We start from the raw sequence: 25,853 nt of genomic DNA, 5'->3' as shown, positions 1-25,853 counted from the left end.
GCTGGGGCCGACAGGTCGTGAGGTGTTCGATTTAGTCCAATCTGCGCTCTAGTTGGAACAAACTGCGCGCAAGTTTTACGAAATGAGTGCTAAAAACGCTAAAAAGAGCAAACTTGATCACAAAAAGTGTAAACTAGCGTGCACAATGCAAACCACGCTCCCTGCCCCTCGCGGTATAAAACCATTGGAGTAATTTAGCTACGCGAACGGGGTGTGAAGACACTTTTTCCATAACAGTCAAATCACATGAAATAACGATGGATTCTCTACAGCCTGGCATCCCATGAAATTCTTTCGTTCATCCTATTAGATCGTTTCGGACATGATCTAATAGGATGAACTTAATATTTTCCTCATTGCGCAGTTTGTTGTTGCTTTCTACTTCAGGCGGATGCTTGTACTCCAGAGCACAAGTGCAACAGCGGTGGCGAAACATCTGCCACCGTGTTTTCTATGTAGTCCGGACTATAAGAGGGCAACATCGGTGTTCAAAAGACGGCCACCGTGTTTTCTATGTACTTCAAATCATAAGAGCAACACGGTTCACGCTTTTGCCTACTGGTCAGGGTGTGGAAAGAAGCCCAAATGCCCCATATATTCATTTGTGTGACACTTGGGAAAGAAAAATCATCATTTTAAACGTGGATGCGCACATAAACGAAGTCAACGGTCACAAATCACGATCTATGTGACCGTTGAGGACCGAAAGTGCACGGTTTAAAGGCTGGATTGTCACATATGTGCCAGGAGATCACACGCTTGCGCGAGGTGGTGACTATCGGTCACGCCTTTTTACCATTCAGAAAACGTCTTTTGTGTTTCCCACAACCCTTGCAGTAACGAACAACGAGCGACATCGAAGTGAGATGAACTTCAACAGACGATCAGTAGGCGTTTGCCTGTAAAGACCGATCTCGGTCATCGGATCCAGTGAAATTCTTTAAGAACCAATGGGTAGCTTGGTAAAGTGGAAACTGTGCTCGAGTTGCGACCGAACTGTTCTCAAGTGGAGGAAAATCGCAGGAAAAGCGATATATTCTCCTAAACTAGGTAACAGAATGAGCAAACTCGGTAACAGATCATCGGGTCAAGTGTACATCCCTGCCCCGAAGTACCCACAAGACGTCGGCGCGGTTCGTTCCGAATCGAATGCGGCTTCGTTTCGGCCCCCGACGGGGCCGACGTGTCGTTGGCACTTCAACTTAGAATCTGCACTCCAGTTGGAACAAACTGCGCAGGAGTTTAGCGGAAGGAGCGCCAAAATCGTTAAAATAGGCAAACTTGCGCGCAGAATAGCACCGCGCTCCCATCCAACCCAACACCCAACAGCGCAAATCAGGAAAATCTTAAGTTCTTTCTATCTAAATCATAAGATTCCAGTTTATCCCAAATGTGTAAGTGCTTAGAACCTTCACTCCCGCAACATGAAGTTGTGATGTTTAAACCGAATGTCGATAGAAGATCATGCGATTTTTCAGTGGCCTGCCTGGTCATCCCCTCTCACTAATATCAAAAATTTCCACAAAGACCCCCCAACCTACCTATACAGCGAGGTTGAGGGGGCGCTAATTTCAATGCGCTGACGATCATTTAAGATTAAGAGTGTGGAACTTTCCTTCTACAATTCACCTTTTTGCTGTTTATAAAACGCCTGGAAAAGCTTTAATAAAGCGCGTTTTTCAATTCGAGACACGTAGCTCCTTGAGATGCCTAAATCCTTTGCGATTTCGCGCTGAGTACGCTCCTCGTCTTCACCAAGGCCGAAACGACCGACAACGACTTCTTTTTCCCTTTCGGACAGAACGTGAATGCACTCGTATATTTGTTTTTTCTCCATCTTCAGTTGCAACGCATCGACGATGTCTGGTGCGTCATCTTGGAGAATTTCCATGAGACTAAGCTCATTTCCTTCTTTATCTGCACCAATCGGTTCATTAATGGAAACGTCTTTACGCACTTTCTTTAGTGAACGTAAATGCATAAGGATCTCGATCCTTATTACATTACCTATGCGTCAATAACTGTAAATGTGTACATCATCCCCATCAATGATGATTTCCTTAACAATTTTATTGAGCAACTCCTGCTTTTCCTCAAAGGAGAGATGACCTTCTTTTTCGAAGTAATATTCAGCTGCTTCTTGTAACAAAACCTCGTTAGCTTCATGTATCTGATTATCATTATTTTTCTGTTCAAGATTTTCGAGTTTAGATTGCAACACCTTTTCGCGCTGAGAGTTATCGTTCAGTTGCTCTCGGATCTCGTCAGTAGATATATCTAAATCTGCACTGAACAACTCAAACAACCTTTTACGTGCAATACGAAGCTTTTCAACTTCATCATTAATTCTTGCTATTTCAGCTTCTTCATAACTTGGAGTCGAACTCTCATTCTCAAATTCTGAAGCAACAATAATCTCTGATGGATCGTTAAGCCATTTCTCAACTTTATCCCACACTTCTACTTCTACACGATCTGCCGGCAGTCGCATTGAAGGTGTGCATCCACGCGATTTAGCTCCGACACTATTTTTTAAGCATGTATACTCCCGACGGTATTTGTTCCAGTTCTTGCTGTAACGGCCAGTTATCGTGTTTCCGCATCTCCTACACCGACACAATCCACTAAGCATATACTTACGCTTACTCTGCTTGCTGGATCTTCGGCGTATCGTCTCAAGTTTTTGCTGAGCTCTTTGAAACGTTTCTTGACTAATGATGGCAGGCACTTCTGTGGTGATCCATTCTTCTCTTGGGCGTAGGGCAATAGCTACACGATCTTCTGAACTCCTATATTTGTTTCCGAGCATATCTTCAGTGTTCCATTTGTTTTGATGATAGACACCGGTATAGCTCTCATTTAAGAGAATTTGCCTTACAACATTTCTATGCCAAATGCCCTTTCGCTTTTTCGTGGGTATATTCATTTCATTTAGGTAGTTGGCAATCGAATTCATACCTTTGATATGACTAGGAGGATTGTTAAACAAGTTAAAAATTAATTGAACTATCTTAGCTTCTTCATCTTTGATTATGAACATTCCATTTTCTTTATCATAATCATAACCGAGCATATAACTGTTCTTAACGACTTTTCCCTTTCGTGCTTTGTTAACACGACCCCGACTCATACGTTCGTTGATTTTCTCTTTTTCGAACTCAGCGATTGCACCGCGCATTTGATAAAAAAGCATACCTTCTGGAGTACGTGCAAACTCACCATTTACAAACTCAATGGATGCTCTTTTCTCAATTTCTTCCGAGATAATAAGTTGATGCACGAGCTTCCGAGCGAGTCGATCTGGATCATAACAGACGACTTTACTCACCAAGCCTTGCTTAATATCTTCACGAAGCCGTGTCAACGCTGGACGATCTAGCACAGACCCGCTTATTCCATCATCAATATATTCAAGTACTTCTTTTGTCTTCGCTTTCTCCTGGCAATCCCGAAGCTGCCCCTCCACACTGTACCCGCTTTTCGCCTGTTCTTCGGTGCTTACTCTCACATATATCCCGATCATCATTCATCACACTCCGGCTTCGGTAATAGCTTTTGATAAGCGTATAGCATTCCTGTCTAACACGATCAGATGACTCACCTTGATGCAAAATAACACGCATATCGCCACACCTCCATTTTAATGAGTATGAAGGTGCCGCCTGTACTCTTGACATTTACATTTCACTATATTTTTCATTTGTAGTGAAAAAGAGCATGCTCTAATGGTTTAGGCATACTCCTTTTGTTTTTCTGCTGATAAGATATTGGCAATCTTTAAGGTTCGTACTGCTCTTTTATAATGACACCAAACCAGTGCAGTGTTTTCATCCATCCTTCGAACTGTGACTCGTCTTTGACTTAAAATCCCATCTTTCGCTTCATATATAATGCTGACAGGTTTACCTGATGACAATGAATGTTGAAGCACATACCCTATCATTGTAATTCCTCCCTCATTAATATCTTTAAAGTTCTCGACTTATCCACTTCCCAAGTCACATAGCCTTTTTCCTTCAATTTAACGAATAGTTCGTAAACGGTTGATACGGTGCGGTAATTCATTAAATCACTAATTTCTCTGAATGTAGGAGCATAACCATACCTATCAATATAAGCTACTGCGACATCGAGTGCCTCTCTCTGTTTATAAGTCATAATAACCACTCTCCGTTAGTATTTACCTAAGTATATGCGAACATACATTCGAAATCAACACTTGATACGAACTTTTGTTCGTGTATAATGTGGATAGGTTAAACTAAATGGAGGCTCAACATGACTAACATCGATTCCTTCAAAACTACACTCCTCACTTGTATTGCGGAACAACAAAACCTGCTGTCAATTACATTCATAGTTGGTGACATAACTAATGAAGTAACAGGTCACCTCTCAAAACTTTCGGACTGTGATGAAGAGATAACGATTAAAGATGGTTCAACATTTACCATTATTAAATATAGTGACATTTTAAAAGCTGAGGTGATCACTTTATGACGGGCAACAAACTAACCCCCGGCTCCAACATGCGCTGGGAATCATCACGGATGGTCCTACCGGAGCACCGTGAGGCATTGTTACAGCATAAAGGCGACCAACAGCCTATGCCGACTAATAAAAAGAATCGTGTTGTCATGCTTGTTGACATGCAGTCGTTCTACGCCAATATTGAGAAATCCTATGACCCAACCTTAAAAGACAAACCTGTTGCGGTTGCTGGCGATCCCAAGATACGTAGTGGTGTTATTCTTGCTGCCTGCCCTATCGCTAAAAAACGGGGCGTTAAGACAGCAGAAGCTTTGTGGGAAGCGCAGATGAAGTGTCCGGACCTTGTAGTTGTCAGGCCACGCATGCAACTGTATCTCGATATCTCCATTGAAATTGCGATCATCCTAGAGACGTTCACTGATCTCGTCGAGCCGTACAGCATTGATGAAATCTTTGTCGAGATGACAGGCGCGCTACACGGTCGTACACCTCATGAAGTCGGACAATTAATGGTAAATAAAATTTATCAAAACCACGGATTGATCGCTCGTGTCGGGATCGGACCGAACAAGGTGATGGCAAAAATGGCGTGTGATCATTTTGCTAAAAAGCAACCGGAGGGCATTTTTTGTCTGACCAACGACAACATGCCCGATAAGTTATGGCCATTGCCGATTGGTAAAATGTTCGGTGTTGGAAACCGTATGGAACACCACCTACGAGATATGGGTATACGTACAATTGGCCAGCTTGCGAACGCTGAGTTAAAAGACATTACTAAGCGCTGGGGTATAAACGGCGAGGTGCTGTGGCAAACGGCGCACGGTATTGATGAAGCACCCGTTACGATTGATACTCATATACGTCGGAAGGCAATCGGACACAGCATGACACTACCTCGCGACTATAAAACATGGGATGAAATAAAAATCGTGCTCCGGGAGCTGTGCGAAGAAGTCGCTCGTCGCACACGTGCAAATGGATATGCAGGTACTGTGGTAACGGTTGGCGTTGGTGGTAGTTATAACAATCGTGGCAGTAGTTTTAGTCGACAGAAAAAGCTACTTACAGAGACGGATGACGGCAAAACGATATATGATGCTGCTGAAAAGTTGTTTAAATATCATTGGGATCGACAAGCCGTTAGGAGTGTCGGTGTAACCTAGGGGGATTAGATACCGCAGAGAGTATGCAGCTAAGTCTCTTTACGGTTGAAAATACTCGGGATCAACTTAATCATGCGATTGATAAGCTCAAGCACCGATACGGTAATACTGCGGTTATACAGGCGGCTTCACTCGGTCCAGGAGGGATGGCGATGGAGAGGGCGAAAAAGTTAGGCGGGCATTATAAATAGATGTCGTCGTGCATTTCAAATAAGGATAGGTTTTTGTTGATTTCAGTGTTTTAATTTCCGTTAACCAAATCGCTCTAGGTCCAGCGACTTTAGATGAAAAATAATTGACACCAGAAAAATTCATGCTAAAATTTTTATAAGGTGGTATCACATATGGTGCCTTATGCATAGAGTATAAGGAGCGTAGTTAATGTCCAAGATAGAAAAAGAATTCAAGAAAATAGTTAACAGCCCTAACAACACTGATTTTAAGGCTCTAAGAAGAGTTGCCGAAAGATATGGTTGTATTTTTAAACATGGTGGTAGTCACTGGAAGATGATATATCCACCTACAGGTGAAACTCAAATGATATCCGTTCACGGAGGTAAAGTTAAGACGGTGTATGTTAAAAAAGTTATTCGCCTAATTGAAGAAATAATTGAGGAGGATGACAACCATGAATGATTTAAATTTTTATTTATCTTTACAATATAAAACAATTGTAGAACCGATACCTTATGAAGATGGTGGAGGTTGGTTAGCTGAAGTACCTGAGCTTAAGGGATGTATGAGTGATGGAGAAACTCAATTAGAGGCATTGCAGAATTTAGAGAATGCTAAAAAAGAATATATTGAGTTTAAATTGAGTGAGGGATTACCAATACCTGAACCTAAGCCACCAGAAGATGAACTTCGAAAGTTTAGCGGAAAATTCACTACTAGAGTAGGTAAAAAAATTCATAAGCGGTTGGAGCAAGAAGCTAACCTTCAAGGGATTAGTTTAAACTCACTAGTAAATCAATATATTGTTGCAGGTTTAACTGATTCATATGCAAGTCATATACTAAAAAAGAAATATGAAGAAAATATCGCAAAACCTAATATAATGATCACACTTAATAATTCTAAAAAAGAAACTCCGTTTGGCGCTCGACCAATTATTGAAACTGGATACAACGATATCAATGCAAATGACTTTGATGATTTAGGATCTACAGGTGACAGTAGAATAAATTGGGCTCCAATAAGGGAAGGTATCAAATAATGACTAGAGAAGTTGAATTTAATATAAAAATTGAAAGTTACGACGTGCAGCTAGAATATGTTAATGTCTCACTTGGCACAAGTAATACAAATAAAATAAAACGAGAAAATGAATTAAGCATAGATAGCCTAAAAGATGATGAACTAACAATGTCATTAAAAGAGAGCATAAAAGGAACATTTAATTTAGATTTGGTATTAAAAGGACGATACAAAATCCATGTGGAAAGTGATGATGAAATTCCTCAAGAATATATAGAAGAATTTCTACAAAATAGCGAGACTCAAGCCGATATAAGTTATCCAATCCTTTCGCATTCTTCACAAATAATAGCCTTTTTAAGCGATAAAATGCTTGGGAACCCATTAATATCTGCACCTAAACTAAGGCCAAAAAAGTCTAATGAGGACAATTAAGTAGTAAATAAACCCCCATGCCAGTTATGACATGGGTTTTATAGTGGATAGTTTATTATCCAAACAAGCCCCGTTCTCATTGAACGGGGCTTTTATCGGAAACGAACTACCGGTTCCGACTCTCTCAAAATTTATACTAATCTAAGTTCCCAGTGCGGTCTAGCACAGATGCTAGTTGTTCTCTCGTCAAATACTCACCCGGACGACCACTCATAACACCTTTATCCTCGGCTTTCTTAACTGAACCAGCATGTGCATCTGAAGGGTTACGCCTGCTTGACCCATTAGCCATCGCCGCCTTTGCCAGTGTACCAAATAGATCACTTTGCTTGAGTTTACCTTCCTTTAACTTGCCCTCCATGTCACTAACGCCATAGCGCCTCACAACGTCCTCAATCGCTTTGTTATTGCTTGCAAAGTCCGCATCTAACATTACATATACCTCCTCATCTTCAATCGTTTCAGACTTAACCTGTTCCAAAACGCCAATGCCAGCTTTAAACGCTGCAAAACCTTCTCTTAACAAGTTGGCTGGGCAGTTCTTTCCAGTTTCCTGCTGATGTGTGGTGACCTCAATTAGTGAGATTCCCCAATTTTTTATAAGAAACGCAATCAACTGTTGACCCTTACGCTTAGTCTGAGCCCAATTTCCATCAATATTGACGCATAATTCAATGCCAATACTGTCAACATTGCCACTGCCAGCGTGCCAGCCTCTCTCCGTGTCCGGTAAGTGTTGACGGATCTCGGCTTCATCTACGCTGTAGTGCCACGACACTGAACGGTTACGGGCATCTTGACCTCTGACATACCGTCCGTGCATAGCTGCATTTGCGCCCCTCGATGTGTTGGCAGTTTCATGTACGACTATCTTGCGGGGCGTCTGCTTAATGCCTGGTCGATTGCGGGCGCTTGCGGGTATTAAATCTTGAATGATGTGCATGGTATCACTCCTCTCGACATAAAAAATACGCCTTATTTGGCGTTGGTTAGGTTCTGCCTTTTGAGCGCTTCCTTCTGAGCCTTTCCACGGGCAGTCACATAGTTATTTTTAAACCAAGCGACAGCTGCGGCAATACCAGTAATAATCGTTGCAATAACCTCCGTGTGCTGCTCCTCGGTTCCAGGGATAACATACAATCCCGCTGATGCTAAAAACTGATTGATCAATGCCACAACTAGCACGGCCGTTCTAATAAAAGTTCCTTTATCCATCTTCATTTTTCATTCTCCTCTCAATAGTTCGGTAAATAATTTAGTAAGAACGTGACAATTACTGTAATAATGCCGGTACCACCTAATCCAGCAGCGCCTATGCCAAACCATCCTTTAAGGCTAATGGTTTTTATTTCGTGTTCTCTATCCTGTGAGGATTCCATATTTTCCAAACGTCGACCATGATCATTTTGAATTTGGTTAATCGAAGAATTGAGCAGTTCCTGCGCTTTGGTTAGCTCCCGAATAGCTACTGTGTTTGAGTCTGTGGTGTCAGCAATACGTGTTAGTAGCTTTTCTTGATTTTCTGCTGCACGATTGGTGGCGTCTGTTATGCGTTTAAACTGATCAACCATCTTGCGCTCAGTAGCTGCATCCCCCTGAATGATTTCCTGAGAGATCGCCATACGCTCTTTTTTAAATTTGTCCCACGTCACGGGGTCTGTGCCGCTGCGCGTATTTGCTTGATCCACATAAACACCCCCGGTCCTGTGATACATAACATGTTGATGCCTAAAAACACCATTTGTCTTACTACTGTAATGAGTGACTCTGCTGTCAAAATAACAATGGCTGTATGCAGGCATAGCAACAGCACTCCTGCAAGTCCTGCCAGCACGTACAACGCCCATATTGTGGATTTATGCTCTAAAAACTTGATTAGCTGACCAAGACCAAGCCAAATCTGCAATAGCGAAACGAGCAAGAACAAGATGCCCAGTAAGTCCATATCAAAGTAACGCTGAATATATTCGTATGGTCGTATACCGCTTATCTCATCTTCCGTCATCGTAATAAAGAGCACCCCAGACGGGGCGAGCCACACGCCCGAAACAAGCAAAAATGCAGCAACCACTTTTGCGATCGCTGCATCAGACCTGATATATGCTTTACCGTCTTCCATGTACCACCACCTCATTTCACCCATAAAAAATACGCCCTACTCGGCGCTAGCTGTCTTAACATCTCCTGCATCATCAACAGTAAATCCCATCGCTTCCAAGTCCGCTTTTACATCTGCTTTTAAAATCATCGGCACACTGTTGTACGTTCTTCGTCCATTCACAATAAGCGTTACATATACGACTACCATTTGATCATCTCCATAGAATAGTATTTGTGTTGCTAATTTGATACGACTAAACAACCTAAGCATTGACCTCTGCCTCCACCTGCTCACGTAATATCTGAGGCACGACAGGGACATCATCGCCCTCCTCTAAAGAGCGTCGACCTGCTTGTACGAGCGTGACATAAACGCCCACCATCTGTGTACTATTCACCATTATCACCTCCCACAATAAGCTCGAAAAGCTCGGCAAACACCTCGTAATTAGATAGCTCTGCCTCTAACTGCTGCTCAAACAAAAAAGCAACCTGCTCCATTGCGTCAAGTTGCCCGTCTAACATGTCTTCGTATACCGTTGCAATGTGGTCGAATGCGTCTAGTTGGTTAAGTGATACATTCTCTTTGAGATCATCAATCATTATTTCTTCCTTAGATGGTAAATGATGATTATGACTGAACGGTATCTCTGCCATAAAAACACCTCCTTTAGTTTACTGAGACACCACCAATGATCTTAGTAATAGCAATAATAGGCTGTCTGCCTTGTGATTTGGCGGTCAATTCTAAATCGATATTAACTTCTTCCGACTCTTCAGTTCTGTATACGAACTTATATTCCGTTCCCAATGAGTTAGCAGAAGAACCCCTGTCTATCTCAGCGCCATTAGCAAAAGCACGCAAGTTTTCTATATCTTCAGTGGTTTGTATCCACAGCACCACTTCATTCGTGTTACGTTCTATTCTATATCTCGCTGAACCGTTTAGCTCTGAGTCTGGTTCTGAAAACAGTACATCACGCCAAAAACCTGTGAAATGCAACTTGTTGTCCGAATTGTTATACCAAACAGTGGGTGGTACATTACTAATTGAGGGGTGACGTATATTGAGTTCGGTCAGCATGCTAGGATCTCTTGTTTTCACTACTTGTAATTCGTAAAGCCCAAACATGGGCGACGAATCAACATCTGCACTATCAAATAACAATGCACTAATGTTAGGTGTTTGTGCTGGATCAACAATTCTAAGCGACCACCCAGCATTATTTATAAAGTTGAATAGTAAAGCCATGTTATCAAAAGCATCTATGAAGAACTTATTGTACGCATTTATGTTTGCATCCCCTATATCCCTTCTAAGAAATTCATCAGAACGGACACTAGAGCCATTATTAACCACACACACTGTGTCTGTCTTATGTCTGCCATCTCCAAGTGTTGTTGTGTCTACATCTGTTAAGAAGTCGAATGAGATATAATGGTTCCCTCTTGCATCTCTATTCACATCCATGTGCAGAGGGAACTCAGAAGCATATTCAGCCCGTGCTCTGGCGCTAGTAAAAAGATGCGGTCTAGGTTCTGACATAGTATAGGAAGCATAGCCGTAGCCAGCATTATTTGATGCAGGGGAATGTGCCCATATTTTGCTGTTGTCAAATAAGTTTACGTACAATACATTCCTAGTAAAGTTTGCGAAGTACCCAATACTATAAAGGCGTATAAATCCTTGAGCGTCTGAAGTAATATAGGCATCAGTAGCAAAACGATTTCCTGTGCTGTCTGTAGGTAAAGTCCCCTCCCATTCATAATCATCTACATTGCAGTACCAATGCCTTAGCCGACCGGAAGCGACATCATTAACAGTCCCGTTTGCATTATAGTTGACTACACAGGCAATATGAATCTCGTTCCTTGACTCACTAAAGTGTATTGTTGGTCTATAGTGAAGCATAGCAGAAGTGGTATGTGTAAAGTCTGCACCAATTGACGTAATCCTAATTCTTTCCGAGACGTTTCCAGTTTCAACACTAACACGACAAAAATGAATATCATGAGAAAGACTACTCCTTGTGCTTGAAACTTGTTGTGTATATACAATAAACAGATGATTTCCATCTGTATCCATCGCACAAAAGTTCGAAGCTCTAAGTGATGTCACAGAAGCATGTAAATCCCAAGTTTGACAGTTGTCCTCGCTCACTAAAATAACGTGCCTTCTTCTCGTTATATCACTTTTTATCTCGCTAACTGCAAGGAAGTATTTATCCCCCAATTTTAGGAATCTTTGATGACCATCTAATGGGTGTAGAGTATCTGTAATACTGCCGTGATCATCTAAAACAATACCTAACGATTCAAAGTCGATTTCTGGGACATTACCATCGGGGCTATTATATTTAGTAATTCGTCTGGCAGAAGATAAAGTATTAGGATTTACACTGATGCCTTCACTAGTCCTGTCTGTCTGGTTTCCACCTTCCCACGACATACCAATGCCACCATCGCCCAATTCTCCACTACCGTCAAATGTGTCGCCAATAGTAGCGCCATTCTCTACACGCTGACTTGCCTCAAGATGAAGATTTAAGTTGGCAACATCTCGTACCACACCATCTACATAAGGCTTATCTACATACCTAACTCCATTAAACACCAATTTCTTTTGTATATCCTGAGTTAGTTGATTAAGGATTTGTTGATTATGATGAATGTGGTGAATGTTGGTGTTGGCGACGTGCTCATCAAATGACTCCCCGTCCGCCATCCGCTTCCATTCACGCCACTGTTGACGGTCACTAGCCCAATTGCGGTACATGAACACTGCGTCACTGTCCGTGCTCAAAAACGTCTGATAGGCGTAGGCGTTGTCCTGTTGATAGTTAGTCGTGACTAGACCGTGCTGCGTCGGCCAGCCTGCGTCATCGCTCCACGTTCTAAATGTAGTGATTCCGAGTGGGAAAACGGATGGTGGCTCTGAAGCTGATGCAAAATCTAGCTCAAGCATAAGCGTGCTTTCATCCACTAATTGATGAGCATCAGCAATGCCTTGTTCAATTTTATTTAATCGTTCAGCACTAATACCAGGTCCTTGCCCTGGTCTCCAATGCGTTTTTTCATAAGGCATTAATCCTCACCTCCCCTGGCAATAATATCTCTGCGAACGACCTCAAAAGAAAACGGATGTGCATCATCACTTTTATCTAAGTTATACAGTATGCGGCTAATCATAGTCCCGTCCTCACAAAAAACGGCCGCTTCCCTAATACGGAAAGTAGCCTCCTCGTCTGTGATAAACACGCTGTATTCGACCGTTCCTGTTTCGGTTCGTTCAATGCTGTCAAAATCCTTTCGAAATTTTTCATTGCCTAGTTGCGTGTCTTGGACGTTTATTGGTGACCCATCGTCCCCGAATGCAATAGATTTAATCTTAGGATCTCGATCGATACCGGCAAGTAGATCACGAAGAAGGTTCAACGCTGTTGTGTATGTCGTTATGCACAACCTCTTTAACGTCTAGTTTAAAAATATACTTTCCTGACCAATACAATGACGTTCCTCCTCACTATCAACACGGAATCAAATCATTTAAAGGATAAAGCTCTTCCCTAGGTACAGGACAAGAGAACTGATTTATACTAGTCTCCTCTCGCCATCCTGAGCGAATACCTTCATATTCTAATGATAAGCTAAAACGTAAATGTGCAGGCTTCATCGTTTCAACCGTTTGGAAAATTTGCGTCTCATAGCGCAAATCACCTGCAGATACCGTCGCAAAGAGATGGTAATTTTCATGGTCTAGCTTCACCTTCGCAGACGGATTCAAAAGAAACTGATTAACTGAACGTTGTAAAGCACGTATTGTGATTGGTGGAATGTTCGAGCGTTTGTTTATGAGCATAGCCCGCCTAACATAGATGTCATCATGGCGTGATGATTCAACGTTTAGAAACCGCTCCCACCTGCTCAAAGACCATGTGGCGCTGCTTATAAACTGCTGATCTCTTAGATCGTTGTCAATGGCACCATTAAGTTTCTCGTATTCAGGAGCCTCTGTACTTAGGATTTCTTTCATTTCTCTAAGCTCGTGCAGGATAGGAGGATACATCGCCTTCATTTCTTCAAACTTAGACATCTAAGTTCACCTCACCAAGCTGCGGAATCTCTCGCTCACTAAGCTGTAAGTTTTCGGTTGATCCATTAATACGGACGTCAGCATAATCAACTATACTAGTAGCGCTAAAAAAGAGGTTGTTTAACGATGAAATACGAACAACATCATCATTAAAGGCAATGGACCTAAAAAATTCAACAAGCGCACCTTGAATTTCTTCCTCTGCATCCTCGATGTCATACCCAGATGTTAGCGCCACATTTGCGCTAATATCTACTGTGTGTACTTCAGCACTCCTTACGGTTGCTAGTGCACCCACTGGCGCCTGGCCTTCCCCCATACGAGGAACTGGATCAATATATTCTTGCGCCGCTTCCACAAGTTCCTGAGAAGCTGGACCATTATCAGCATTAAGTATAACGACTGATACCGTTCCATCTCCATCTGCTAACGGGAACACTCTTGCCTGTCCAACACCCTGTGCTTCTTCAGCCATTGTTTATAGTGGGCTTTATTGGCGCTAGCAGCTTCTCTTCGCGCGCGTGTTTGATAGCGCTCAAACAAAGACTCATCGCTCTCTTCGCTTTGACCTGGAATTAAAACTTCACCGATAACTGCGGATTCAAGCCCTGGAATGTTATCAACTGGTAACATGGGTTGACCCTCAATAAATGCATTACCTGCGGTTCCTACGGTTTCACATTCTACCGTGCATCTCTACCTGACTCAGTAACTACAAAATAAAGGTCTTCGTCCTCAATAAAAATCGTTCCCCCTCTTCAACAGCAGTGTTAAATGAAGCACGCCGAATTGCACGCGTCGCACTGTTTCGTTCAACGCCCACTTCGCCTGCCCGACGGTCCAAGAACTCACCGCTAGCTGTATCCGCAAATATCTGTTCGAGCACTATATCCATCCAAATATATGCTTGAGCTTGTTCAACAGCTGAAGCTGCTAGTGCCTTCCAAATGATGGATCCCTCTCGTTTATCTAAGTCATCAGGCAACCTCTCGAGCATCCGTTCCATAATCACTGGAAAGGTTTCATTTTCAAACAACTAAATCACCTCCTCAAACTCCAATGCCCCTTCATTTGATTCGACGGTAAAATTCACATGAAATGCATCGTCGACATGTTCAATGGTAAAGTTTGTCACTGCATCGATCCGCTCATCATAAATCAGAGCCTCTTCAATCAATCGCGGAATTTCCGTCTTTTTTAGAGCAATCGTCGCTTCCTCATCCTTAATTAATTCTTCTAGCTCGCTGCCGATGTTTGCGCTAAACATTGAGTAAGCAAAACGTGGGAAGCGTAGGGACAAAATGACAAACTGTCGAAACTGCATCTAATCCCGAAATCATCTCATTTGTTATGCGCTTATTCTCGAAATCAATACGGTAAGTGCGAGAAGTCTCAATTTCAACTTCTTGCTCAGTATCAAACTCCAGTTCAAGTTCAGGAGATAGAGCCATGTTTACCACCCTTAAATTAAGATCTATATCGGTCAAGTATCAAAAATTTCTCGCCACCCTGAATCATTTCAACAACAACCTTGTCGCCTACTTGTAATTCATCTAAGAATTCCACTTCGACTTCTGCTGTGAGCCTTCCGCCATCAATTCCAATCGATCGAATGGAGTGCGTATGGCCAGAACCAGCAGACTCATAGCACTGTTTATTACAGCACCACTTAGGTTCGCGTTCGATGAAGTAATACGCATCTTTTTTGAGTGCGTTGTGAGCTTCTCAGCTATTAACAGGCTCTCTTTTTCAAATATTAACTTGTCATTATTTTTCAGCTTAATACTGATTTCAGGTGGTGCAGAAACTACCGTTGCCGATAAAATTTGAACAGGATTGCTGGCATCAACCGTTTCTTTCGCAATTTTTCCAATCAGTTGTTTTAGTCCCAACTAGTTCACCTCTGGGAATTCATCATCATCAATCACACTTATGCTCATCCGATGGGAGTTTCCCTCGAATGTGTGCATATCATCATCAACAATCATTTTCTTATCCGTAGAAGGGTTATCAATTGTCACATGTACAGGCCGACCTGAATAAATCTCTCGATGTCCAAGACCTTCAAGGTCAAGCGTTTCCTTCCTACCTCTTCTTTTACGAAGAATTGTGTTTGCGCGATGGTCGAGCTGGGCTTGATTCAGATCCTCCGTTACTTTTTCAAAATGTTGTAGCACCCCGTAACGGCTGCGTCCTTCATCATCACGAACAATTGATGTTTTCTGATCATCCTCTTCACCGGTAACTAATTTCACCTGAGTTGCTGTTTCTTCAATACTTGACGTTAGGGTAAAGTCTTCAATATTTCTGCCTGTCTCCAACACGTGCATCCTTGGCGCTGATGATGGCGGGAGAAGTTGTGCCTTTCCACGTCTTGATTCAAGACGATACTTAACCCCTGTGTGCTTCTCTGTTTCAATCATCGCTTTCAGAACCATATCGTATAGCGATGTTTCGTTTACAAAAGATAGGGATTTGATCACATAACGAGAGCCCTCAATGACTGAATATGGGATGCTCTTATCATTACAAATGCGAATAAATATTTGTGACAAATTACGGTTGTTAAATACATAAACATCTTTGTTTAGCATCAAATATTGCAGCATATCATAAGCAGTCACAGAAAGGACCATGTCCTTCGTTAAAGAAGTCGTAAACACGGTGCCTCGGAATACTTCGTTGTCATACCATTTGAAAAGCAAGGTGTCTCCCATCCTCACTTGGCGATAGTAAACCCTTGCTTCTAATTTACGTGCTGCGTGATAACGTTGACCGCTCCACGTTATCGATTCAGTCGGTAACTCTGTCATTTCGTTTCCTCGTATGAGTTGTAACGTAATCATGGGATTTTCAACTCCTGTTCGGGATAAATCCAATGACCCGGACGAGAACGGTTTCTTGAGTCGCGACGAACTAACATGTCCTTATTAGCCTCCCAGATCTTTTTCCATTGAGAGGAGTCACCGTAGATATCTGCCGACCCGATATTGCGTAAAGCGTGTCACCACGACGCACGGTATACCTCTTCGCTTTTGCTTTTTCCACTGGGCGTTCTTCTTTTGACTTTTGCGGTTTACTGTCTTTAATTTCTACAGTTCGATGAGAAACGAAGGTGAATTTCTTCAACCTCATTTCGTAGGATAGATCACCAATTGCTCCACCTTCCTCAGAGGGACGGAAGTCTTCAATTGCCATCGCAAGATTAATTGGCGTACCAGTCACAATAAAGCGAATTGGCCTCGTACTCTTCATCCATTTTTCAATTTGTTTTACATACTCCCACGGGTCCCAAAAGTCCTCAAATTCTACGAGACTACTAGATTGCTTTGGAAAAAGAGGAGAACTCGATCGTTCGAGCCATTGGTTCTTGAATACGAACGATTTCTCCTTGCTTCGCAATATTTATATTCACGTGATTGGTAGGAAAAACGATGTCCAACTTCTCCGGAAGTACGGGAAGTCGGAATTTCTCTTTTTCCTGTTGCCATGATAGCCAAAATTCATAGACGCTCTTAGCCAATATACGTACCTCCTTCAAAGTCATCTTCTTCAAGTGCTTTTTCTACAGCTTCCGTAACCATTCGTTCAAATTCAGCTTTATCCATATCGTTATGGAAGTGGTTGTCTCCATTAAACTGCAGAATGACTTCCTTTGTAACCTGTGCTACAGATTTATTTCTGGAAGAGCCACTGCTTAAAGCAACGGCCGTTTGGTCAGATCCAAGAGAATCCTGCACACCCAACTCTTCCTGAGCGTATGAAAGCAAGCCCAATGCTCGGTTACGATAGCGCTCAAGCGGAATAACAACTTCACGCTTGTTTCCTTCACCGATTCGTGCCAATTGGTCATTATCAACGATTCCTCCTCTTGCAAAGGCATTAATATGACCGCCCATCGGATTGATAGCTGAGCCGTTTCTTCTTACTTCATAATGGACATGTGGTCCCGTGCTATTTCCTGTACTTCCCACAAGACCGATGATCTGACCCGGTGAGACCATTTGCCCTTGTCTTACAAGGTTCGCCGAATTATGAGCATAGAGATACTCTAAACCACCCGCACCCGTAATACGGACTATGTTGCCGTAACCGCCTTGAACACCTGCGAAGTTCACCATCCCTCCGGCTTGCGCTCGGATCGGTGTTCCCATAGGTGCCGCAAAGTCTACGCCGCGATGATTAGTACTGCCAATGCCTCCTGGTGAAGAACGTGGACCAAATCCAGAAGTCATGCGGAATTGTCCTCCGAAGTTCGGATTAAATGCTGCAAACGTAGCAAGCAAAGCGTCAAGCTGTTTCTTTGCAAACTTATCCATATCAACATCGCTAAGCCCTTGAACAAATCCTAATGCCGAAAACTGACCGAGTTCAGCTAGCACTCTTGAAGGTGAATTAATGCCCAATTCACGGCGGAATGCTTCTTCTACCCGTTTAGCCAGTTCTGATGCTGCTTGACTGACTTGCGGGCCGCTACTGTTAATGCCCGATATAAATTCACGCATCGCACCAGTACCCCATTGCGGGGCGTGTGCTTGCATTTGGTTAAACGGTGTATGAACGTGGGCCTGTAAATAGCTGTTGGTGTTAGTTGGCGTGCTGTCTTGGCCTTGAGCAAAGTTTAAAACCATGCCCGTTCCGTATTGCGGCGCTTCATTCACTGTCTGAGTGAATGGGGTTTGGATGTTTCGCTTCTTCCATTGATCCAATGAAACGACTTTTCCATTAACTCCTTCACCTACAGACTCAGAAAATTTCTGGCCAACTTTCTCAGCATCGCGTCCAAGCCAGATGTGCCAATTGAATTTACACCTACGGATGCATATACAGTGCTTGCTTGACCTGCTGCCATTGGTAAAGCACCGCCAACGATACCGCCGTTCGCATAGGGTTGTACCCCTAACATCTTTCCTGTTTGTTCATAGAGATCGAGAGCACGTGATCGGCGGGTTGCGGATAATGGAATGATGGCTTCAGCACCTGCTTCACCTACCAAACCAACGTGAGGCTTTGTTATAATTCCACCATTGGCGTACTCTCCTTGCCAACCGGTTACATCCTCTCCTCGACCAACCATGTCTTGTACAAAAGTAACTACATTGCCGCCCCAGCCTTTGATGGTATCGCCCCATCCAGACACGGCATTCCATGCATCTTGTATCTTACTCCAAATTGGTTCAACTACCGACCATGCCGCTTCAAAAGCACCACTGATAGCCTCTCCTACTGTAGTGACTGCAGATTCTACAGGGTCCCATACCGTTTCTTGGAACCATGCTGCAACCGGCTCCCAAACCTCACTCATCCAATCGTAAGCTTCTTGGAATTTTTCAGAGAACCATAGAGCTAGTGGTGTTAATGCATCCATTAATGGCTGCCAAACAGTTTCATCAAACCATTCAACTGCCGAATTCCATGTTTCTTGAATCCATAGATATGCATCCAATAATCGTTCAAAAATCCAAATTCCAGCTGCAGTTACTCCTTCAATGACTGGATTCCAAACATTTTCCATGAACCACTCTGATACGATCCCCCATGTTTCAGAAATCCAGGTCCAAGCATCTACTAGTTGTTCCCAAACCCATAGAGCTGCAAGTGTTACCCCTTCTTTAACAGGATTCCAAACGTTCTCAACAAACCACTCAGAAGCAATACCCCATACGGTCGAAATTATTAACCAAGCCGCATCAAATAATCCAACAAAGAAGTTTATCGTATTGATTGCTGCATTCTTAATCGGCTCCCAAACACTCTCCGTAAACCATATGGAAAATGCTGACCATTTCTCTGAGATCCATTCAACGACATTCGTAACAGTATCAACTAAAGGGTTCCAGACGTTATCTAAGAACCATGATGAAAACGATGCCCACTTTTCTGTAATCCAACTCCATGCATTACCAAAGCCTTCTTTAAGTGGAGTGAAATCCAGATTATACATCCAATCAGCGAATTTCTCACCACCGATTGCGCCACCAATACCGCCGAGAATACCACCAGCAACTGCACCTTTAGGTCCAAGAAGAGCGCCTAATGCGGCCCCGCCTTTTGCGCCTGCAGCACCGCCAGCAAACGAACCACTTAGTGAGGCAAGTAAACCACCTCGCTCTCCTTCCTCAGCGTTGGCTACTTCCATTAGTCCAGCACCAAACATCAAAGGACGAATAAATCTACCTAACGTACGATTAATTCCTCCGCCGCCAGGAGGCTGTGGTGAATTAATAAATCCCGTTGCTGGAGCATTTTGTCTAAACAAACCTTTAGTAGATCCAACTACGCGACCCCAGACTCCAGGACCATGTCGTTGACTCCTTGTTTGGCGACCTACATCAGCTGACGTTTTCTTCGCAGATGGAGATAAAGAGAATAATCCTCCTAGCGCACCGGCTGTTCTTACCCAAGCACCACCACGATAAGAACGACTTGCTTTGCGTTGCTGTCTAGCTTCTTGTTTGGACTGATAACCTGCAACTTCTTCCTTAGACATGTATTGACCGTTTGAGCGATGCCAAGCACCTGCAGTGTCTTGAAAAGCTCCGCGAGGCATTCCTTTTTGTTTACCTTTACCACCAGTAAATAATCCACCCGCCCAGCCTGCGGCTCCTTTTCCGGCATTGAATAAACCTCTACCTAGACCTGCCACAGGACCAAGAAGTTTTAATAGTTTAGAAGCTGCCGCTAAAATTAAAACGTTGGTAATAATACCTTCTGCTAAAGACGTTTCGTTTGAATTAGCTCTCGCAACTTGATCCCATACTCTATTCATAAGATCTGCTGGATTTAAAGCTTCAATAAAACTATCCGCAAAACTCTTACCGGCTTCCATTCCTGCGTCAATAAAAGCATTTCCAGTAGATTCGTTATCATTTCCTAATAGTGCATTGATGACACCATTAATAATGCCGCCATATGCCTGACCAACTTTCTCAGCCATATTGTTTAACTGAGCTTGACCGGTGTTCTCCCACCAGTCCCCGAACACATCACGCGTATTATCCATCACAATAGAAAGACGAGCATTAAAAGGGGTTCGTTCTAACTCTCGAATCTTAGCAATCTCTGCTTCCATGCCTGTGTCACCCATTAATACAGCCATTTCCGCATGTTGATCATTGATGCCAGGGAACAAGATTTCAAACTGTTCTGCCGCGAACGAAAATATAGGATTCAGCGCATTAAAAAAGCGTTCGGCTGCTCTTTCGCCTAAACGCTCCATCTCTTCGCCCATTCGCTCAATATTTTCAGCGCTTGCACTACGCCATTCCCGAAAGCCTTCCAAAGAAGCCGTTAATCCTTTAGCCATCCCTTGGCCCCATCTAAGAAAGATCTCGTCACCAACGAAAGTTCGTACATCTAGTAATAGGCCTTCTAAGTTGTTTGCAATGTTCTCCATAATGCCATTGAACTTTTCAAATTCCCTAGCCGCTTTCGGCCATGTCTTTGAAATATCTTCGCCACTTTCAGCCAAGGCCTCGAGTCGCTCACGTCCTTCACCACTGATTGCCCCCATCTCTTGCAATCTTGCAGTAGCTTCGCCAATTGGACGTCCCGATCTCATCGCATCATACATTCGCCCAAACCAAACAGACGTTTCTTCTATGCCGTGTTGAGTACCTGCAGCAACATCTCCAATCAGTCGCAAACCATCACTTGTCGATAATGCATCACCAGTGAATGTTTGAAGGATGCGTGATGATTTATAGATCTCATCTCGCATAAAGGATGTTGTTTTAGCGAATTGGTCTAAGTCCCTGATACGGTCGTTTGCAGCTCCACGACTTCCGAGTAACACCTCAAAAGCTGTTTCAATGCCTTCGCGTTCAATTACCATATTTAAAGGTTTGTATACACCACCATAAATCCCGCCACCCACACCTAACATACCGAGCGTGGACGTAGCTAATCTACCAATGGCTCTTAAAGGTCGTGTAGCTAAATCTGCAACGCGTACAGTCATGGTATAGCTTCGACGTACGATTGATTCTGCAGTGGCACCAATTCGTGACAGTGTTCGAGTTGCCATATCAATTGCGCGGATGGTAAAAGCTAGGCACGGCCAGCAAAAGCTAATAAGCTTCTGCCGATCCTACGCAAAATGGGCGATGCCGTGTCATAAGCTAACACCGTAAACGCATAGATACGCTTTGCCATTCGACCGGCAATGTTCGCAATCGCTCGTATCGGACGACTTGCGTAATCAAGTGCCCGTACGACGATCTCATGCGTTCGAGGGAAGCGTCTCCTTAAGTATTGATTAATACGCTCAAGGCGTGTTGTCGCTCGGTCGCTCGTTAACACCTCAATAATTCTAGGCTTAGTAAACCGATTCACTGCTCGGTCTATTCGTTCAAAAACCCTCGTAGCGTTGTCCTGAGCACCAACTTCATAATTGACGTTCTTGCCATTGAGCTTATCAACGGAGCGATTGACACGGTCGATGGTTTTAGAGGCATTGTCTTCTGCATCAATTGTGATGGGATTATTCGTCTTTTGAACCATGTCATCTACTTTTTGGTTAAAATCAGTAAATCCCTTGGTCATCTTTTCAAGCTTTTTGGTAACCTTATCCTGAAGATCAAATACCGCCTTAAACTTCGCCATGCTATTTCGCCCCCTTCTTCTCTTTCTTTTTCTTCTCAGCTTCTAAATCAAGCTTATGTTCAATGATGCCTTCCACCCATGCTTTGAAGGGTTTTGGCGCATCATGCAGTTCTCTTAAATCTGAAGGGGAGTATTTAAGCTCATGAACAGCATAAAAATGAATGATCGCTGTTCGATCCCCTTCTTTAATTAGTTTTTTACGTCATCCACCAAATCTTCGTCGTAGTCGTCAAATCCGTTAATACGCATTGCGTTTGAAATTAATTCGGTATATTCACCAGGCACGCTAAGCATTTTCTTTGCTACTTCAATCGGGTCTTCAGTTTTGTAGGATTTGCGAAGTTGCGCATCCTTAAAGTTTGGATATAGAGTAGACTCAACAGCAATTCGTGCGCTGAAACGTTGTTGATCAAGCTTTTTCCCAACGAGCTTACGATTGACGTAATCATTAATCATGCACTGTTTTTGAATCTCATCAACTTTCTCTGTTTCAATGGCTTTCATTTCAAATTTAACAATCTTACCTTCACCATCTTTGAATCGCTTACTAATCGGGACAAATTCACTTGTCACTTCTTCCGCAGCGCCGGAAAGGAAGAAACTAACGTCACGGCCTTTGGTTTCTACTTCATTTGCTTCTACTTCCATGTTTTCATTTTTATTTGTCATCAAAATCACTCCATTATTAGTATTTGTTTTAGATAAAAAAGATGAAGCGACTAGTTAAAGTCGCTTCTAAGTTCTTCTGGAATGTCGAAGTCTTCAAATGTGAACGGGACTTCCTCTTCCAATGCTTCTGAATCAACGTCCAAACGGGCAATTTGAGCACTATCAAAGTTCACATCGAAAATCGATACTCGTTCCGTACCTCGGTTCGAACTTTGATCATCAAGAACACCTTGAATCGTAAAATAAGGGTCAACACCTGTTCGAACATAATCAAGCATCAGACGGGCGAATTGGGAAGTAACCTTGTAAAAGGTCGCTGTGCCTGTCCCAGATGCCCCGGTTGTCTTGTTGCCTTGCATACGACGTCCCATGATATTCACTTCAGACTTGTTCTTTTCCACGTTTGCTTCAAACACTTTGATATGCGCCATCTCCTCACCATCGAGGAAGAGACGCCCCTCCTTGCCACTAATGGCATTTTGAGCACGAAATGACATCGATTATCGCACCTCCGTATCGAAATAGAATTTTTCTGCTGCATCGACAGGCTGAGCACCCAAGTTAATGATGAACCCATCTTCTTGATCTGTTAATACAATGTCAATATCATCACTAGGATCAAAATTCTTAATGGCTCCGCCTTCTTGTAAAGCATTTAGGTAAACAGTGATTAAAGACCGAATGATCTGTTTCCCATCGTTACTACCCGGAATATCTTGACCCCGATCTTTACGAAGCTTAATCAGTGCTTTAAGCTCTCTAGTGATGTCATTGTTAATGGCATCAAGCACACGTACTATAAGGTTCTTAGAAAAACGATAATTCTTCTCCGCAGTGAACGAAGTAAATGAATTAATGTCCTTCTCAACGCTAACGGTTCTATCACGAGGATCGTAATGGAAAAGGAACTCTCCGTTTCTTAGGCGTTCTTTAATTTCATCGTCGTCGAGATCTTCATTGACGCCTATCGCTCCCTCGTAATCCACAAATGTTAGGGATTGATTGATCGTTGCACCGGCGCTAGCACCAGCAACCCAAGCCACTGTTTCAGCTACGTTTAATTTTCGCTCGGCAAGCTCAACAGAAGATGTAACATTGATAATGCCTTCATGGTCACCATCAAAGTTAGGCAGTACGCCCGTAATCTTAATTCCTGTTTCGTCTCGCATACGTTTTACAAAGCTGACAAAAGTAGTTTTGAGTTGGTCCTCGTCATCTACAGGTAAGCCTATCGTGTCATAACTGACATGTTCAGCAGCCGATAGAAAGTCTGTGTAGTCCACGTTCTCGCTTCGCTATTTGTACCGCCAGATAAATTTGTACCCGCTGTTTCTTGTAGTCTACCGCTGCCCTCAAAGCTCACCCAATCGTTATCTTGTAATTCTGATGACCGTCTAACGCTCTGACGATTGACAGCAACATTATTCAAATAAGTGGTTACATCGAACAATTCTGAGTCTAGTACGTTTTCCGATACTCGAATTTGAATATCATTGCCTTTCATGCCGCCAAATTTAGCTACCGCTCGTAGACCATTGGACTGACCCGAAGCACCTTCTTCTTCGTCATCCCCGTCGCTTCCTCCACCACCAGAGGATTCACCAATCACAGTCTCTGCCTTACTACCTTCATTCACACGGTAAGCAAGAACTGTTTGGCTTCTTTTCATAGCTTCTTTAAGCAATAACACGGATGAATCGTTCACACTAAGACCATATTTCTTCAATACATCATCCGGTCCATTTATCTCAACAAATGTCTTAGGAGCACCCCAAGACAATTCCAGAGGTAGTGCAACTGTTCCGCGTTCTCCTACCGAAAGACGATCATTTGCAGCTGAGGTAAAACGGAAATAAATGCCTGCGCGCTCTTTTTCTACGCCTGGAGCAAAAGTACCGCCATTCATGCTTTAGCCCCCTTTCTTGTTTTCTTAGTAAGGAAAGTATCAATCTTTTCCTTTACATCAGACTTTGTGATCTCACTAGTTTTAATATCAAAAAGAGCTCCGTCGAACACTTCAGGTTTTACTCCAAAGAGTTGGCGACAATGAGCTCTTAACTCTCCTACATGAAATTTTGTTTCTGGTTTAGATTGACTGGTCTTTGATGCAGAAGCTTTTGCTTGCGGTTTCTTTTCTTGCTTCTTTTCTGTCATTACTCTTTCACCCCACTATCAATTTGAAAATCTTCAACGCTCGGTACAGGATCACGCTCATAGTTGTAGCGACTATCCCACTGCAAAGCAATGGTTGCCACACCCATTTCTCCCACCCTTGTTTCGATGCTTGATATACGCAGTTTCCCATCCTCTGGATGACCATCACGGTTTATAAGGGGTATCACACTTCGCTTCGCTCTTACAACGTCCGCAATTCGTTCAGCTGCTGAATAAGCCTGTTGTGAATCATCATGAAAGATGTTCACGTTTAACGTATACGTTTTTAAAAATGTACTTACTGTATCTGAGCTATCAAAAGAAGTTGGTGTCGGGAAATACATGGACGGTCGCTTAAAATCTTGTGGCACTGACAGCGTATAGACCTTCACCGGCAACAAATCATGGAAAAAACGCATGATCGATCCTACTTCTGGATTCATGCGCTCACCCGAAATATTTGTCCATCCATCCTTGTAACCTCTTTTCTAAACTTTTATCAAAGAACTTTGAGAAAATCGCATTTGCGCTATCCCAATAACCGCTGCCGTCAATCCACCTTATTGTAAGGAGCATTCCTTCATCAGATCCCGCATCATAGATAAAACGGTTACCTGACCACCGACCCGGAACCAACGGCGATCACGACCGCTATTGGGATCAATGTTAAAGTGCCCGTCATTTACCCACTGTGCATATTCGACGTTTGTCCCAACCTCCAGTGTCATTCCTCCATTCGATACCGACCACACGTTATCTCCGTCTCCCTTGCCAAAGGAGTTTAAAAGACGGCGCGTATCTACGGTCTCAGTTCGAATGATTTCATCTTGAACAACATCAAGAAATTCAAGACCAATTGCTTCTAGCCATTCGGTCATTTCATCCTTAAGTCCGCCGCTTGCCGCTGATTCCATTTGAGCCATAAGCTTTTCAAAGCCCTCAAA

General features: G+C 43.0%; 28 protein-coding genes and 6 pseudogenes. 5 read left to right on the top strand and 29 right to left on the bottom strand.

Annotation, left to right across the window (positions count from 1 at the left end):
* Positions 1–1,618 precede the first annotated feature (1,618 nt).
* The 4 genes and pseudogenes from JCM19039_RS23605 to JCM19039_RS05015 all read right to left on the bottom strand — a co-directional run.
* Positions 1,619–1,999: pseudogene (locus JCM19039_RS23605) on the bottom strand (sigma-70 family RNA polymerase sigma factor); the annotation flags it as partial.
* Between the two features lie 15 nt (positions 2,000–2,014).
* Positions 2,015–3,523 carry a recombinase family protein gene (locus JCM19039_RS05025; RefSeq protein WP_042424725.1) on the bottom strand — a complete coding sequence of 503 codons (1,509 nt, stop codon included), beginning with the start codon at positions 3,521–3,523 and terminating at the stop codon, positions 2,015–2,017.
* A 207-nt stretch (positions 3,524–3,730) separates the two neighbouring features.
* A complete protein-coding gene (locus JCM19039_RS05020) occupies positions 3,731–3,943 on the bottom strand; it encodes a hypothetical protein (RefSeq protein ID WP_052398521.1) in 213 nt (70 codons plus the stop codon).
* On the bottom strand, positions 3,940–4,158 hold the full coding sequence (locus tag JCM19039_RS05015) for a hypothetical protein (protein ID WP_042424549.1): 219 nt from the start codon (positions 4,156–4,158) through the stop codon (positions 3,940–3,942). Before JCM19039_RS05015 ends, JCM19039_RS05020 begins: the two co-directional genes overlap by 4 nt.
* A 120-nt stretch (positions 4,159–4,278) precedes the next feature.
* Here JCM19039_RS05015 and JCM19039_RS05010 point away from each other — a divergent pair, with 120 nt between their 5' ends.
* The 5 genes and pseudogenes from JCM19039_RS05010 (at position 4,279) to JCM19039_RS04990 (ending at position 7,289) form a co-directional block, all read left to right on the top strand.
* Complete coding sequence (locus JCM19039_RS05010; protein ID WP_042424546.1) at positions 4,279–4,500, top strand: hypothetical protein; 222 nt, start codon at positions 4,279–4,281, stop codon at positions 4,498–4,500.
* Positions 4,501–4,607: 107 nt separating this feature from the next.
* Positions 4,608–5,848, top strand: a pseudogene (locus JCM19039_RS05005) (DNA polymerase IV).
* 190 nt (positions 5,849–6,038) lie between these two features.
* Positions 6,039–6,293, top strand: a complete 255-nt coding sequence (locus tag JCM19039_RS05000) for a hypothetical protein (protein WP_042424544.1) — start codon at positions 6,039–6,041, stop codon at positions 6,291–6,293.
* Positions 6,286–6,873 (top strand): type II toxin-antitoxin system HicB family antitoxin, encoded by a 588-nt coding sequence (locus tag JCM19039_RS21575; protein WP_052398520.1) that lies wholly within the window; start codon positions 6,286–6,288, stop codon positions 6,871–6,873. The genes JCM19039_RS05000 and JCM19039_RS21575 overlap by 8 nt, the downstream gene beginning before the upstream one ends.
* On the top strand, positions 6,873–7,289 hold the full coding sequence (locus JCM19039_RS04990; protein WP_042424540.1) for a hypothetical protein: 417 nt from the start codon (positions 6,873–6,875) through the stop codon (positions 7,287–7,289). The genes JCM19039_RS21575 and JCM19039_RS04990 overlap by 1 nt, the downstream gene beginning before the upstream one ends.
* 136 nt (positions 7,290–7,425) lie before the next feature.
* Here JCM19039_RS04990 and JCM19039_RS21570 read toward each other — a convergent pair whose 3' ends face one another.
* The 25 genes and pseudogenes from JCM19039_RS21570 to JCM19039_RS04875 all read right to left on the bottom strand — a co-directional run bounded on the left by JCM19039_RS21570 (position 7,426) and on the right by JCM19039_RS04875 (position 25,832).
* Entirely contained in the window at positions 7,426–8,232 is an 807-nt protein-coding gene (locus tag JCM19039_RS21570; RefSeq protein WP_052398519.1) for an N-acetylmuramoyl-L-alanine amidase family protein, read from the bottom strand.
* A gap of 32 nt (positions 8,233–8,264) precedes the next feature.
* The gene (locus JCM19039_RS04980; protein WP_307189872.1) at positions 8,265–8,510 is read right to left on the bottom strand and encodes a phage holin; all 246 of its coding nucleotides are present in this window, start codon (positions 8,508–8,510) and stop codon (positions 8,265–8,267) included.
* A 14-nt stretch (positions 8,511–8,524) separates the two neighbouring features.
* Positions 8,525–8,977 carry a hypothetical protein gene (locus JCM19039_RS04975; protein WP_042424535.1) on the bottom strand — a complete coding sequence of 151 codons (453 nt, stop codon included), beginning with the start codon at positions 8,975–8,977 and terminating at the stop codon, positions 8,525–8,527.
* The gene (locus tag JCM19039_RS04970; RefSeq protein ID WP_042424532.1) at positions 8,938–9,408 is read right to left on the bottom strand and encodes a hypothetical protein; all 471 of its coding nucleotides are present in this window, start codon (positions 9,406–9,408) and stop codon (positions 8,938–8,940) included. Before JCM19039_RS04970 ends, JCM19039_RS04975 begins: the two co-directional genes overlap by 40 nt.
* A 36-nt stretch (positions 9,409–9,444) precedes the next feature.
* Positions 9,445–9,597 carry a CD1375 family protein gene (locus tag JCM19039_RS24245; protein ID WP_193744148.1) on the bottom strand — a complete coding sequence of 51 codons (153 nt, stop codon included), beginning with the start codon at positions 9,595–9,597 and terminating at the stop codon, positions 9,445–9,447.
* 55 nt (positions 9,598–9,652) lie between these two features.
* Positions 9,653–9,787: a CD1375 family protein gene (locus JCM19039_RS26330; protein ID WP_255343626.1), complete on the bottom strand. Its 135-nt coding sequence runs from the start codon at positions 9,785–9,787 to the stop codon at positions 9,653–9,655.
* Positions 9,780–10,046 (bottom strand): hypothetical protein, encoded by a 267-nt coding sequence (locus JCM19039_RS04960; protein WP_042424528.1) that lies wholly within the window; start codon positions 10,044–10,046, stop codon positions 9,780–9,782. The genes JCM19039_RS26330 and JCM19039_RS04960 overlap by 8 nt, the downstream gene beginning before the upstream one ends.
* Positions 10,047–10,059: 13 nt before the next feature.
* Positions 10,060–12,474, bottom strand: a complete 2,415-nt coding sequence (locus JCM19039_RS04955) for a hypothetical protein (RefSeq protein ID WP_042424524.1) — start codon at positions 12,472–12,474, stop codon at positions 10,060–10,062.
* Complete coding sequence (locus tag JCM19039_RS04950; protein WP_152550087.1) at positions 12,474–12,851, bottom strand: phage tail protein; 378 nt, start codon at positions 12,849–12,851, stop codon at positions 12,474–12,476. Before JCM19039_RS04950 ends, JCM19039_RS04955 begins: the two co-directional genes overlap by 1 nt.
* Positions 12,852–12,915: 64 nt before the next feature.
* Positions 12,916–13,482 carry a putative phage tail protein gene (locus tag JCM19039_RS04945; protein ID WP_052398518.1) on the bottom strand — a complete coding sequence of 189 codons (567 nt, stop codon included), beginning with the start codon at positions 13,480–13,482 and terminating at the stop codon, positions 12,916–12,918.
* Positions 13,475–14,518: pseudogene (locus tag JCM19039_RS04940) on the bottom strand (baseplate J/gp47 family protein). The gene JCM19039_RS04945 and the pseudogene JCM19039_RS04940 overlap by 8 nt, the downstream one beginning before the upstream one ends.
* A pseudogene (locus JCM19039_RS04935) lies at positions 14,519–14,933 on the bottom strand (DUF2634 domain-containing protein). It lies immediately after the preceding pseudogene.
* Positions 14,934–14,949: 16 nt separating this feature from the next.
* Positions 14,950–15,048, bottom strand: a complete 99-nt coding sequence (locus JCM19039_RS27785) for a hypothetical protein (protein WP_373975034.1) — start codon at positions 15,046–15,048, stop codon at positions 14,950–14,952.
* On the bottom strand, positions 15,036–15,374 hold the full coding sequence (locus tag JCM19039_RS04930) for a DUF2577 family protein (protein ID WP_042424515.1): 339 nt from the start codon (positions 15,372–15,374) through the stop codon (positions 15,036–15,038). The genes JCM19039_RS27785 and JCM19039_RS04930 overlap by 13 nt, the downstream gene beginning before the upstream one ends.
* Complete coding sequence (locus tag JCM19039_RS04925) at positions 15,375–16,328, bottom strand: hypothetical protein (RefSeq protein WP_042424512.1); 954 nt, start codon at positions 16,326–16,328, stop codon at positions 15,375–15,377. It abuts the gene before it with no gap.
* Between the two features lie 473 nt (positions 16,329–16,801).
* Positions 16,802–17,005, bottom strand: a complete 204-nt coding sequence (locus JCM19039_RS25145; RefSeq protein WP_052398516.1) for a hypothetical protein — start codon at positions 17,003–17,005, stop codon at positions 16,802–16,804.
* A complete protein-coding gene (locus tag JCM19039_RS04915) occupies positions 16,998–18,191 on the bottom strand; it encodes a peptidoglycan DD-metalloendopeptidase family protein (RefSeq protein ID WP_042424508.1) in 1,194 nt (397 codons plus the stop codon). Before JCM19039_RS04915 ends, JCM19039_RS25145 begins: the two co-directional genes overlap by 8 nt.
* Before the next feature lie 29 nt (positions 18,192–18,220).
* Entirely contained in the window at positions 18,221–21,442 is a 3,222-nt protein-coding gene (locus tag JCM19039_RS04910) for a hypothetical protein (protein WP_042424505.1), read from the bottom strand.
* Positions 21,443–21,531: 89 nt separating this feature from the next.
* The gene (locus tag JCM19039_RS04905) at positions 21,532–22,086 is read right to left on the bottom strand and encodes a hypothetical protein (protein ID WP_042424502.1); all 555 of its coding nucleotides are present in this window, start codon (positions 22,084–22,086) and stop codon (positions 21,532–21,534) included.
* Between the two features lie 189 nt (positions 22,087–22,275).
* Positions 22,276–22,755 carry a hypothetical protein gene (locus tag JCM19039_RS04900; RefSeq protein WP_042424499.1) on the bottom strand — a complete coding sequence of 160 codons (480 nt, stop codon included), beginning with the start codon at positions 22,753–22,755 and terminating at the stop codon, positions 22,276–22,278.
* 50 nt (positions 22,756–22,805) lie between these two features.
* Positions 22,806–23,252 carry a phage tail tube protein gene (locus tag JCM19039_RS04895; RefSeq protein ID WP_042424495.1) on the bottom strand — a complete coding sequence of 149 codons (447 nt, stop codon included), beginning with the start codon at positions 23,250–23,252 and terminating at the stop codon, positions 22,806–22,808.
* A 3-nt stretch (positions 23,253–23,255) separates the two neighbouring features.
* A pseudogene (locus tag JCM19039_RS04890) lies at positions 23,256–24,661 on the bottom strand (phage tail sheath family protein).
* On the bottom strand, positions 24,658–24,909 hold the full coding sequence (locus JCM19039_RS04885) for a hypothetical protein (protein WP_042424492.1): 252 nt from the start codon (positions 24,907–24,909) through the stop codon (positions 24,658–24,660). Before JCM19039_RS04885 ends, JCM19039_RS04890 begins: the two are co-directional and overlap by 4 nt.
* Positions 24,909–25,352, bottom strand: a complete 444-nt coding sequence (locus tag JCM19039_RS04880; RefSeq protein WP_042424489.1) for a hypothetical protein — start codon at positions 25,350–25,352, stop codon at positions 24,909–24,911. The genes JCM19039_RS04885 and JCM19039_RS04880 overlap by 1 nt, the downstream gene beginning before the upstream one ends.
* Positions 25,353–25,356: 4 nt before the next feature.
* A pseudogene (locus JCM19039_RS04875) lies at positions 25,357–25,832 on the bottom strand (HK97 gp10 family phage protein).
* Positions 25,833–25,853: the final 21 nt, after the last annotated feature.

Origin of the sequence: Geomicrobium sp. JCM 19039 (genome assembly GCF_000698145.1) — a bacterium.
Lineage (GTDB): Bacteria > Bacillota > Bacilli > Bacillales > Marinococcaceae > Geomicrobium_A.
This window is presented reverse-complemented; position numbering and strand designations above follow the sequence as displayed.

Excerpts from the sequence above, each read along its gene's own strand:
- JCM19039_RS05025 (WP_042424725.1), bottom strand. The coding sequence starts at position 3,523 with ATGATCGGGATATATGTGAGAGTAAGCACCGAAGAACAGGCGAAAAGC.
- JCM19039_RS05020 (WP_052398521.1), bottom strand. The coding sequence starts at position 3,943 with ATGATAGGGTATGTGCTTCAACATTCATTGTCATCAGGTAAACCTGTC.
- JCM19039_RS05015 (WP_042424549.1), bottom strand. The coding sequence starts at position 4,158 with ATGACTTATAAACAGAGAGAGGCACTCGATGTCGCAGTAGCTTATATT.
- JCM19039_RS05010 (WP_042424546.1), top strand. The coding sequence starts at position 4,279 with ATGACTAACATCGATTCCTTCAAAACTACACTCCTCACTTGTATTGCG.
- JCM19039_RS05000 (WP_042424544.1), top strand. The coding sequence starts at position 6,039 with ATGTCCAAGATAGAAAAAGAATTCAAGAAAATAGTTAACAGCCCTAAC.
- JCM19039_RS21575 (WP_052398520.1), top strand. The coding sequence starts at position 6,286 with ATGAATGATTTAAATTTTTATTTATCTTTACAATATAAAACAATTGTA.
- JCM19039_RS04990 (WP_042424540.1), top strand. The coding sequence starts at position 6,873 with ATGACTAGAGAAGTTGAATTTAATATAAAAATTGAAAGTTACGACGTG.
- JCM19039_RS21570 (WP_052398519.1), bottom strand. The coding sequence starts at position 8,232 with ATGCACATCATTCAAGATTTAATACCCGCAAGCGCCCGCAATCGACCA.
- JCM19039_RS04980 (WP_307189872.1), bottom strand. The coding sequence starts at position 8,510 with ATGAAGATGGATAAAGGAACTTTTATTAGAACGGCCGTGCTAGTTGTG.
- JCM19039_RS04970 (WP_042424532.1), bottom strand. The coding sequence starts at position 9,408 with ATGGAAGACGGTAAAGCATATATCAGGTCTGATGCAGCGATCGCAAAA.
- JCM19039_RS24245 (WP_193744148.1), bottom strand. The coding sequence starts at position 9,597 with ATGGTAGTCGTATATGTAACGCTTATTGTGAATGGACGAAGAACGTAC.
- JCM19039_RS04960 (WP_042424528.1), bottom strand. The coding sequence starts at position 10,046 with ATGGCAGAGATACCGTTCAGTCATAATCATCATTTACCATCTAAGGAA.
- JCM19039_RS04955 (WP_042424524.1), bottom strand. The coding sequence starts at position 12,474 with ATGCCTTATGAAAAAACGCATTGGAGACCAGGGCAAGGACCTGGTATT.
- JCM19039_RS04945 (WP_052398518.1), bottom strand. The coding sequence starts at position 13,482 with ATGTCTAAGTTTGAAGAAATGAAGGCGATGTATCCTCCTATCCTGCAC.
- JCM19039_RS04925 (WP_042424512.1), bottom strand. The coding sequence starts at position 16,328 with ATGATTACGTTACAACTCATACGAGGAAACGAAATGACAGAGTTACCG.
- JCM19039_RS04910 (WP_042424505.1), bottom strand. The coding sequence starts at position 21,442 with ATGACTGTACGCGTTGCAGATTTAGCTACACGACCTTTAAGAGCCATT.
- JCM19039_RS04905 (WP_042424502.1), bottom strand. The coding sequence starts at position 22,086 with ATGGCGAAGTTTAAGGCGGTATTTGATCTTCAGGATAAGGTTACCAAA.
- JCM19039_RS04900 (WP_042424499.1), bottom strand. The coding sequence starts at position 22,755 with ATGACAAATAAAAATGAAAACATGGAAGTAGAAGCAAATGAAGTAGAA.
- JCM19039_RS04895 (WP_042424495.1), bottom strand. The coding sequence starts at position 23,252 with ATGTCATTTCGTGCTCAAAATGCCATTAGTGGCAAGGAGGGGCGTCTC.
- JCM19039_RS04885 (WP_042424492.1), bottom strand. The coding sequence starts at position 24,909 with ATGACAGAAAAGAAGCAAGAAAAGAAACCGCAAGCAAAAGCTTCTGCA.
- JCM19039_RS04880 (WP_042424489.1), bottom strand. The coding sequence starts at position 25,352 with ATGAATCCAGAAGTAGGATCGATCATGCGTTTTTTCCATGATTTGTTG.